The organism is Bacillus sp. FG16, from assembly GCF_057809515.1.
The window spans coordinates 24,524-33,611 of the sequence record NZ_JBMDKC010000064.1 but is presented as its reverse complement, the minus strand read 5'-3'; the positions used below and the strand labels follow the sequence as shown (position 1 = coordinate 33,611).

The following is a 9,088-nucleotide window of genomic DNA, read 5'->3' as shown; positions in this document are numbered from 1 at the left end:
GTTTTCAAAGAACTACTTGGTCGCTCATTTGCGACTTCCTTATGTTAACATCTTCGTTTTTCGATGTCAACTAAGTTTTTCAATTTCTTTTTTGTCGTTTTCTGCGTTTCCGCATCAGCGACGGTTATTAATATATCATGGTAAAAAATGAAATGCAACACCTTTTATAAACTTTTTTTAAAACTGCCCACATTTCTTTTTTAATATCATATACTTAAACGAAATATCTCTTTCATGTATGAGTAATTCCTACATATATTTTATATAAAGTTACTCTATCAAAAAACGTTTCTTTCTATAATAAACGTTTTATTCATATACCATATCATACAAGGAGGAATACATATGGACTATACCGATTTATTAATCAAACTAGGTCTCTCGGCTATTTTAGGATTTGCCATTGGTTTAGAACGCGAATTAAAACGGAAACCACTTGGTTTAAAAACGTGTTTAGTTATTTCTATTATTAGTTGCCTCCTAACGATTGTTTCTATTAAAGCAGCTTATAACTTACCACATACCGATCATATGAATATGGATCCACTTCGACTTGCCGCTCAAATTGTATCAGGAATTGGTTTTTTAGGTGCTGGCGTAATTTTAAGAAGAGGCAACGATAGCATTGCAGGGCTCACGACTGCCGCTATGATCTGGGGTGCTTCTGGTATTGGTATTGCCGTTGGAGCTGGTTTCTATATCGAGGCAATTTTCGGAATGTGTTTTCTTATGATTAGTGTCGAACTGATACCATTGACAATGAAGTTTGTAGGTCCTAGGTCATTTCGCCAACGTGATATTGCAGTGAAACTTGTTGTGCGAAATATGGACAATATCCCGGTTGTAATCGAAGAGATAAAAGAAATGGATATAAATGTTAAAAATATGAAGCTTAAAACATTAGAAAACGGTTCTCACTATTTACATCTTAAACTGTCCATTGATCAAAAAAGACATACCGCTGATGTTTACTATGCTCTCCAACATCTTGAAAGTGTCCAACAAACTGAAGTGGAAAGTATGTAGCATAAAACAAACTCTCTTTAATTAGAGAGTTTTTCTATAATGGTAACAATGAATGTAATCCTGCAAAACAAGGAGGAATTTACTATTGAAATCCCGTCCGAATTTAGTAGATACATTTCGTGATTCCATTATTTTTCGTTTAATTTGTTTTATTATTGTATTCACTGCTTTTTCTGGTTTTCTTATACATAGATTAGAACCCTCTCATTTCACTACATGGTTTGACGGAATTTGGTGGTCAATCGTTACCATTTTTACAGTTGGATATGGCGACTTTGCTCCCCATACAACGACAGGAAAACTAATAGGTATAAGTATTATTTTATTAGGAACTGGCTTTTGTTCTTATTATATGGTTCTATTCGCTACTGAGATGATCAGTAAACAATATATGAAAATTAAAGGTGAAGAAGCCGCTACCTCTAACGGTCATATGATTATCGTTGGCTGGAATGAGCGTGCAAAACATGTTGTAAAGCAAATGCATGTACTACAACCAAACCTTGATATCGTTTTAATTGATGAAACACTTTCTTTACTTCCAAAACCCTTTCATCATTTAGAATTTATAAAAGGTTGTCCGCATCACGATCAAACTTTATTAAAGGCTAATATTGAAACGGCACACACCATATTAATAACAGCGGATAAAGAAAAGAACGAAAGCTTAGCAGATACACAGCCCATTTTAAATATTTTAACTGCAAAAGGACTCAATCCAAGCATTCACTGCATCGCCGAACTACTTACTACTGAACAAATTCAAAATGCAACGAGAGCTGGCGCGTCAGAAATTATAGAAGGAAATAAATTAACGAGTTATGTATTTACCGCTTCTCTTTTATTCCCTTCTATTTCAGGTGTACTATTCTCACTTTACGATGAAATCTCTGATAATAAATTACAACTGATGGAGCTTTCTCCATCCTGCACCGGACAAACCTTTGCAAATTGTAGCTATACCCTTTTAAAACGAAACATTCTCTTACTAGGTATAAAGCGTGACGATCAATATATGATTAACCCAGTCCATACCTTCATTCTTATCGAAAGCGACATACTAATTGTTATTCACCATTAAGAAAATGTTTTTCTAGTTCCCGCATGAGCACTTTTCCAATATTGATATATTTTCTTTTCACATCTGCATCTGGATCTTTCGGTTCAGCAAATTGATCCATCCCACTCGTTCCCGCAGTTAAAGTATTCACATTATCATCTAGTTCGTCTTGATATACGTGCGAAAGAATATACGGCGTTTCAAGACGGACTACTACACCAGGAACATCTAGTTCACCATCTACTGCTGTAAACGGCACTCGTAAAAATTGATACCCATCTTCTTCATCGATTTTGTAATCGAAGCATCCTTTATCATAATCCCAATTACCACCAATACTATATCCAAGTGGTTTCATAACCTCTTCTAATTTATATAACGCATATGTACGTCCTTCTAAATTTGATTGAATCGGAATCAAGCCCATCCCTCCAAGACTTTTCCTTTAGCATACCCACTCTAGTTTGAATATACTGATGGACTTTTCGATAAAATAATAAAAAGCGACCGGATTCCGGTCGCTTTTTATTATTTTAAACGCTCTTCTAATTCTGCTTTTAATTCTTCAAATCCTGGTTTACCAAGTAAAGCAAACATGTTTTTCTTGTATGCTTCTACGCCAGGTTGATCAAATGGATTTACGCCTAATAAGTAGCCGCTCATCGCACATGCTTTTTCGAAGAAGTATACAAGGTAACCGAATGTATACTCATTTAATTCAGGAATATTTACGATTAAGTTTGGTACTCCGCCATCGCTATGTGCAAGTAATGTACCTTCGTATGCTTTTGTGTTTACGAAGTCTACAGTTTCACCAGCAAGGTAGTTTAATCCGTCTAAATCGTTGTCTTCTAATTCGATTGTTAGTTCATGTGTAGATTTACCTACTTTAAGAACTGTTTCAAATAAGTCACGACGACCTTCTTGAACGTATTGACCTAATGAGTGTAAGTCAGTTGAGAAGTTTGCTGAAGATGGGAAAATACCTTTTTGATCTTTTCCTTCACTTTCACCAAATAACTGTTTCCACCACTCAGCGAAGTATTGAAGTGCTGGCTCATAGTTAACAAGCATTTCAATTGTTTTTCCTTTATTGTATAAAGCGTTACGAACTACTGCATATTGGTAAGCTGGGTTTTCTTCTAGTTCTGATGTTCCGAAGTCATCATGACCAGCAGCTGCACCTTTCATCATCTCTTCAATATTCAAGCCACTTACTGCGATTGGTAATAAACCAACTGGCGTTAATACAGAGAAACGTCCTCCAACATCATCTGGAATAACGAATGTTTCGTAACCTTCGTTATCAGCTAATGTTTTTAATGCACCACGCGCTTTATCTGTAGTTGCATAAATACGTTTGCGAGCTTCTTCTTTTCCATACTTCTCTTCTAATAACTTACGGAAAATACGGAATGCTAGTGCTGGCTCTGTTGTTGTACCTGATTTGGAAATAACGTTAATAGAGAAGTCTTTACCTTCTAATACGTCCATTAAATCTTTCATGTAAGTGGAGCTAATGTTTTGTCCAACAAATAGCACTTGTGGAGTTTTACGTTGTTCTTTAGATAGCGTGTTGTAGAAAGAATGGCTTAACATTTCGATTGCTGCGCGTGCTCCTAGGTAAGAACCACCAATACCTACAACAAGTAAAATGTCAGAGTCATTTTTAATTTTTTCTGCGCATTTTTGAATGCGAGCGAATTCTTCTTTGTCATATTGAAGCGGAAGGTCTACCCACCCAAGGAAATCGTTCCCAGCTCCAGTTTTTTCGTGGATTGCGTGATGTGTTACTTTCACTGCATCACGTAAATAAGTGATTTCATGTTCACCGATGAAGGATAACGCTTTAGAATAGTCGAACGTTACATGTGTACTCATCTTTTTCCCTCCAATTATGGATATGTATTTCTGTATTCACTTTAGCGAAACTGAAGTTGTAAATCAAGCGATTCAAACATTGTAAACGTAACCAATATATAATTTTTAGAAAAAGTTCATTTTTTGCATAAAAATTCGCATTTTTCGGTATAGATGTATATACATCCTTTTTCGAACATTTTTTATGTATAAAAACAACATAACTACCCCATTCTATAAAAGAGTTAATTAACTCATCGCTTGCTCATGCTTCACAATTAAGGGGGGCTTTTTCATGAGTACTCTGCAACGTATCGCATTAGTCTTTACTGTAATTGGCGCTGTGAACTGGGGACTAATCGGATTTTTCCAGTTTGACTTAGTAGCAGCCATTTTCGGCGGACAAAATTCAGCTCTTGCACGTATTATTTACGGCATCGTTGGTATATCTGGGCTTATCAACCTTGGTTTACTGTTTAAACCATCTGAAAATCTTGGTACGCACCCAGAAACAAACGAAATTCGATAATCAGTATGTCCTTTCACCTCCGACATACGAATATGATTGCATGCAATCATATTTGCAAATATATATCATAAGATAAAGTAAAAGAGGAACGCTCATATGCGTTCCTCTTTTACTTTATTAACTCGGACTCTTCAATCCATTCTGCCAACTTTTCTCGCAGCGTATTAAATCCGTTTTCAGATGGGTTCGGTATAAGAATCCTTCCTTGTTTTCTTTTCGCCGCTTTTAACGATAAACTCATTTTTCTGTGCTCTTCATCAATTGAAAGTACCTTTACTTCTACTGTATCGCCGACTTTTAAAAAGTCATGAATATCCTTTACATATCCATTTGTAATTTCAGATATATGCACAAGTCCTTGTGTTTCTGCATCTAACGCTACAAATGCACCGTAATCTTGAATTCCAGTCACTTTCCCTGTTACAACCACTCCTGTTGTATATTGTTCTGACATATGAAACACTCCCATACGTTTACCATTCTCTCTACAATTATAGAGAGCAAAGCAGATATATTTATTTTAAATATCCGATTGGTTAGTACGCATTCTAGATAATGATATCTAGAATGCGTATACCTTATATTAGTAAATTATACCACTATGACAGAACTCATTCAAAATTCATGAAAAATTTCCCTTAAAGAAGTATAATTCTCCAATATTGGGATAAACTACTAACACATGGCTTTCTAGTATTCCCCCCTTTTATGGACAAAACGTATTACGTTTTGTCCTTTTTTTATTTTCTACAAACCGTTCCATTCTCTTCATTGCTTCCATAAGTTGTTCAAGCGACGTCGCATATGAACAACGAATAAATCCTTCACCACTTTCGCCAAATACGCTACCAGGAACAACGGCCACTTTTTCTTCCAGCAATAACTGTTCTGCAAATTCCGCTGAAGATAATCCGGTTGAGGATATAGAAGGAAACACATAAAATGCTCCGCCCGGCACATGACACGTTAAGCCCATTTCATTGAAAGATGTCGTCATGAAGTTACGACGCTTCTTATAGCTATCTCTCATTCGAATTACTTCATCGTTCCCTGCGCGTAACGCCTCAAGTGCTGCAAACTGAGACATCGTTGGTGCACACATCATTGAATACTGATGGATTTTGAGCATTAATTCTGAAAATTGAACAGGAGCTGCAATCATACCGAGGCGCCATCCTGTCATCGCAAATCCCTTTGAAAATCCTGAAATTAAAATCGTATGCTCACGCATATTTTTAATACTCGCAAAACTTGTATATACTTCGTCGTATACAAGTTCTGCATAAATTTCATCAGATAATACGATTAAATTGTACTTCTCAACAATCACTGCTATTTCTTCAAGCTCGGATTTATTTAGCATTGCACCTGTCGGGTTATTTGGTGAACAAAGCAAAATTGCCTTTGTTTTCGCTGTAATAGCTGCTTCAATTTGTTCTGGTTGTACTTTAAACTCGTTTTCTAAAGTAGTCGCCACAGGAACCGGAACTCCTCCAGCTAATGTCACAAGTGGTGCATAAGAAACGAAGCTCGGTTCAATAATGAGCACTTCATCATTAGGATTTATAATGGCGCGCATCGCTACATCTAACGCCTGGCTTGCTCCAACTGTAACAATGATTTCATCACTTGGATCATAAGATACTGCAAATTGTTTTTTTAGATACTTTGCTATTTCTTGACGGAGCTCCAATAATCCTGCATTTGCTGTATATGACGTATACCCTTGTTCCAAAGAACGAATACATGCTTGCCTTACATTCCAAGGTGTAACAAAATCTGGCTCTCCTACCCCGAGGGAGATAACACCTTTCATATTTGCTGCTAAATCGAAAAATTTTCGAATACCAGATGGTTTTAAAGATTCTGCTGATCTAGATAGTTCAAATTGCTTCATGGTGTCACCACAATTCGCTTATCATCATCGTCTTTTTCATAAATAACGCCCTCATGTTTATACTTCTTCAAAATGAAATGAGTAGTTGTAGAAACGACAGATTCAATTGTTGCTAATTTCTCAGAAACAAACATCGCTACTTCCCCCATCGTTTTCCCTTCTAATGTAATAGAAAGATCATATGTCCCTGACATTAAATAAACGGATTTCACTTCTGAATAACGATAAATTTGTTCAGCAACCGCATCAAACCCAACGCCATGCTTTGGCGTAACTTTCACATCGATCATCGCCGTTAAACCTGTATGTTCTTTCACCTTCGTCCAATCAATATGTGTTACATAATCCACAATAATCTTTTCATTTTCTAACCTCGCAACCATCTTCTTTACTTCTTCTACCTCTATATTTAACAGCTTCGCTAATGTATCTACAGATAATCGACTACTCTTTTCAAGACAAGCTAATAATTCTAATTCTTTTTCTGTCACCATATAAATCATCCTTCCTTTTCGTTTGTGTCTAAATTATACAAATACCCTTTCCAGTTTGAAAAGAAGATTTTTCTATTGAATTATGTCAAAATAAAGTGAAACTTTAATCAGCGAAATGCTTCACCCCGCTGATTATTAGTTGAACCAATCGGACTTTTACGGACAGTTGCTCTCCCACCTAACCTCTTTGCTTGAGCTGCTTTTTGAGGTGGGAGACTTACTGTCCGTTAATGCGGGGTAAAGTGAAACTTTAATCAGCGGAAAAATGCGTGATAAAGCGAAAGGGGATGGAACCGTGAAACCAAAAGTTTATATTGCTGAACCAGTTCCAACATTTGTAGAAAACTATTTATCAGAACACTGTGATTATGAAAAATGGGATCAAAATGAGAAAGTACCTCGTGATGTTCTATTAGAGAAAATACAAGATAAAGATGGGTTATTAAATTTCGGATCTGCTATTAATGAAGAATTACTGACAGTGGCTCCTAACTTAAAAGTAGTAAGCAACATTTCTGTCGGTTACGATAATTTTGATTTACAAGCGATGAAAAAGCGAAATGTTATCGGGACGAATACACCATACGTATTAGATGATACAGTAGCTGATCTCGTTTTCGCCCTTATGTTATCAGCTGGGCGCCGCGTTTGCGAACTTGATTCTTACGTGAAAAATGGTGAATGGAACGCTGAAATCGGAAAAGAACACTTCGGACTAGATGTACACCATAGCACAATTGGTATTATCGGTATGGGCCGAATTGGAGAAGCCGTTGCAAAACGAGCAAAATTCGGATTTGATATGAATGTTCTTTACTATAACCGCCGTCGTAAAGAAGAAGCTGAACAAAAATTCGATGCTACATATTGTGATTTACAGACGCTACTGAAGCAGTCTGACTTTATTGTTCTTCTTACTCCATTAACAGATGAAACATATCACCTTATCGGAGAAAAGGAATTTTCATTAATGAAAGAAACAGCAATCTTCATTAATGCTTCTCGCGGCAAAACAGTAGATGAAGAAGCGTTAATCCATGCTTTAACAGAAAAGAAAATCTTTGCAGCAGGTATCGATACATTTACACAAGAGCCAATTCAAAAAGATAATCCACTCTTATCATTACAAAATGTTGTGACTTTACCACACATCGGATCTGCAACATTAAAAACTAGGCAGCAAATGGCTATGACCGCCGCTGAAAATTTAGTTGCAGGATTACAAGGGAAAACACCGCCTAATATTGTTCGCAGGTAATACTGAATAAACGAAAGGCAAGATGACATCGTCATCTTGCCTTTTTTTGTTAACATATTTTCTTCTTCCTTGGAGATGATATGAACAAAAATCAATGGAGTGACAAAAAATGAATCACGAATATACTTGTCCTTATTTCACTTTTTCCACTCGCGGCACTACTATTCATTACGAATTGTATGAACACGATAACAAAACAGAACGTCCTACTTTCGTACTCGTTCACGGCTTTTTATCTTCCTCATTCAGTTACCGTCGTCTCATTCCCTTACTATCGAAAGCAGGAACAGTGATTGCTCTTGATTTACCACCGTTCGGAAAAAGTGATAAGTCTCATCTCTTTAAGTATTCTTATCACAATTTAGCAACGATTATTATTGATTTAATTGAACATTTATCTCTCTCAAACATTGTATTAGTTGGGCACTCTATGGGTGGGCAAATTTCTCTCTATGTAAACCGTATACGTCCTGAACTCATTTCAAAAACGATTTTACTATGCAGCTCTAGCTATTTAGCACGCGCAACCTTACCTTTACTATACTCTTCTTATTTACCGTTCTTTCATTTATACGTAAAGAACTGGATTATTAGACGCGGTATTGTTCATAACTTAATGAATGTCGTTCATGATCACTCATTAATTGACGATGAAATGAAAAAAGGTTACTCCGCTCCTTTTTATGACGACCGTATATTTCCCGCTTTAACTCGCATGATACGAGACCGTGAAGGTGACTTATCTTCAACTGAATTACAAAAAATTGAAACACCTACACTACTCATTTGGGGTGAAAAAGACCGCGTCGTCCCTGTACATGTAGGTCATCGTCTACACAAAGATTTACCGAATTCAAAATTTATTTCTTACGAAAATACAGGACATTTACTACCTGAAGAAAAGCCTGAACATGTTTATGAAGAAATTATCGCTTTTTCCGCGCAATAAAGTGAAACTTTAATC

General features: G+C 36.4%; 10 protein-coding genes. 5 read left to right on the top strand and 5 right to left on the bottom strand.

Going from position 1 to position 9,088, the window contains the following annotated elements; genetic code table 11:
- Nucleotides 1–345 precede the first annotated feature (345 nt).
- Nucleotides 346–1,026: an MgtC/SapB family protein gene (locus ACODS7_RS21230; protein ID WP_243168727.1), complete on the top strand. Its 681-nt coding sequence runs from the start codon at nucleotides 346–348 to the stop codon at nucleotides 1,024–1,026.
- A gap of 85 nt (nucleotides 1,027–1,111) precedes the next feature.
- Nucleotides 1,112–2,107 (top strand): potassium channel family protein, encoded by a 996-nt coding sequence (locus tag ACODS7_RS21225; RefSeq protein ID WP_243168728.1) that lies wholly within the window; start codon nucleotides 1,112–1,114, stop codon nucleotides 2,105–2,107.
- On the opposite strand, the gene ACODS7_RS21220 is transcribed toward ACODS7_RS21225, so the two are convergent.
- Both ACODS7_RS21220 and ACODS7_RS21215 read right to left on the bottom strand, forming a co-directional pair.
- A complete protein-coding gene (locus ACODS7_RS21220) occupies nucleotides 2,094–2,507 on the bottom strand; it encodes a YugN-like family protein (protein ID WP_016079894.1) in 414 nt (137 codons plus the stop codon). The genes ACODS7_RS21225 and ACODS7_RS21220 overlap by 14 nt on opposite strands.
- 107 nt (nucleotides 2,508–2,614) lie before the next feature.
- Nucleotides 2,615–3,967 (bottom strand): glucose-6-phosphate isomerase, encoded by a 1,353-nt coding sequence (locus tag ACODS7_RS21215; RefSeq protein ID WP_000103664.1) that lies wholly within the window; start codon nucleotides 3,965–3,967, stop codon nucleotides 2,615–2,617.
- Nucleotides 3,968–4,241: 274 nt separating this feature from the next.
- Here ACODS7_RS21215 and ACODS7_RS21210 point away from each other — a divergent pair, with 274 nt between their 5' ends.
- On the top strand, nucleotides 4,242–4,475 hold the full coding sequence (locus tag ACODS7_RS21210) for a DUF378 domain-containing protein (protein WP_000105788.1): 234 nt from the start codon (nucleotides 4,242–4,244) through the stop codon (nucleotides 4,473–4,475).
- Between the two features lie 109 nt (nucleotides 4,476–4,584).
- On the opposite strand, the gene yugI is transcribed toward ACODS7_RS21210, so the two are convergent.
- From yugI to ACODS7_RS21195, 3 genes are all read right to left on the bottom strand, one after another.
- Complete coding sequence (gene yugI / locus ACODS7_RS21205) at nucleotides 4,585–4,929, bottom strand: S1 domain-containing post-transcriptional regulator GSP13 (protein ID WP_243168729.1); 345 nt, start codon at nucleotides 4,927–4,929, stop codon at nucleotides 4,585–4,587.
- A gap of 252 nt (nucleotides 4,930–5,181) precedes the next feature.
- Nucleotides 5,182–6,372 carry an aminotransferase gene (locus tag ACODS7_RS21200; protein ID WP_098630170.1) on the bottom strand — a complete coding sequence of 397 codons (1,191 nt, stop codon included), beginning with the start codon at nucleotides 6,370–6,372 and terminating at the stop codon, nucleotides 5,182–5,184.
- The gene (locus ACODS7_RS21195; protein WP_000255696.1) at nucleotides 6,369–6,866 is read right to left on the bottom strand and encodes an Lrp/AsnC family transcriptional regulator; all 498 of its coding nucleotides are present in this window, start codon (nucleotides 6,864–6,866) and stop codon (nucleotides 6,369–6,371) included. Before ACODS7_RS21195 ends, ACODS7_RS21200 begins: the two co-directional genes overlap by 4 nt.
- Nucleotides 6,867–7,131: 265 nt before the next feature.
- Here ACODS7_RS21195 and ACODS7_RS21190 point away from each other — a divergent pair, with 265 nt between their 5' ends.
- A complete protein-coding gene (locus tag ACODS7_RS21190; protein WP_043937543.1) occupies nucleotides 7,132–8,124 on the top strand; it encodes a 2-hydroxyacid dehydrogenase in 993 nt (330 codons plus the stop codon).
- Nucleotides 8,125–8,233: 109 nt separating this feature from the next.
- Nucleotides 8,234–9,073 (top strand): alpha/beta fold hydrolase, encoded by an 840-nt coding sequence (locus tag ACODS7_RS21185; protein ID WP_001015204.1) that lies wholly within the window; start codon nucleotides 8,234–8,236, stop codon nucleotides 9,071–9,073.
- Nucleotides 9,074–9,088: the final 15 nt, after the last annotated feature.

Coding starts and splice junctions, on each gene's coding strand:
- ACODS7_RS21230 (WP_243168727.1), top strand. CDS start 346: ATGGACTATACCGATTTATTAATCAAACTAGGTCTCTCGGCTATTTTA.
- ACODS7_RS21210 (WP_000105788.1), top strand. CDS start 4,242: ATGAGTACTCTGCAACGTATCGCATTAGTCTTTACTGTAATTGGCGCT.
- ACODS7_RS21200 (WP_098630170.1), bottom strand. CDS start 6,372: ATGAAGCAATTTGAACTATCTAGATCAGCAGAATCTTTAAAACCATCT.
- ACODS7_RS21195 (WP_000255696.1), bottom strand. CDS start 6,866: ATGGTGACAGAAAAAGAATTAGAATTATTAGCTTGTCTTGAAAAGAGT.
- ACODS7_RS21215 (WP_000103664.1), bottom strand. CDS start 3,967: ATGAGTACACATGTAACGTTCGACTATTCTAAAGCGTTATCCTTCATC.
- ACODS7_RS21185 (WP_001015204.1), top strand. CDS start 8,234: ATGAATCACGAATATACTTGTCCTTATTTCACTTTTTCCACTCGCGGC.
- yugI (WP_243168729.1), bottom strand. CDS start 4,929: ATGTCAGAACAATATACAACAGGAGTGGTTGTAACAGGGAAAGTGACT.
- ACODS7_RS21190 (WP_043937543.1), top strand. CDS start 7,132: ATGCGTGATAAAGCGAAAGGGGATGGAACCGTGAAACCAAAAGTTTAT.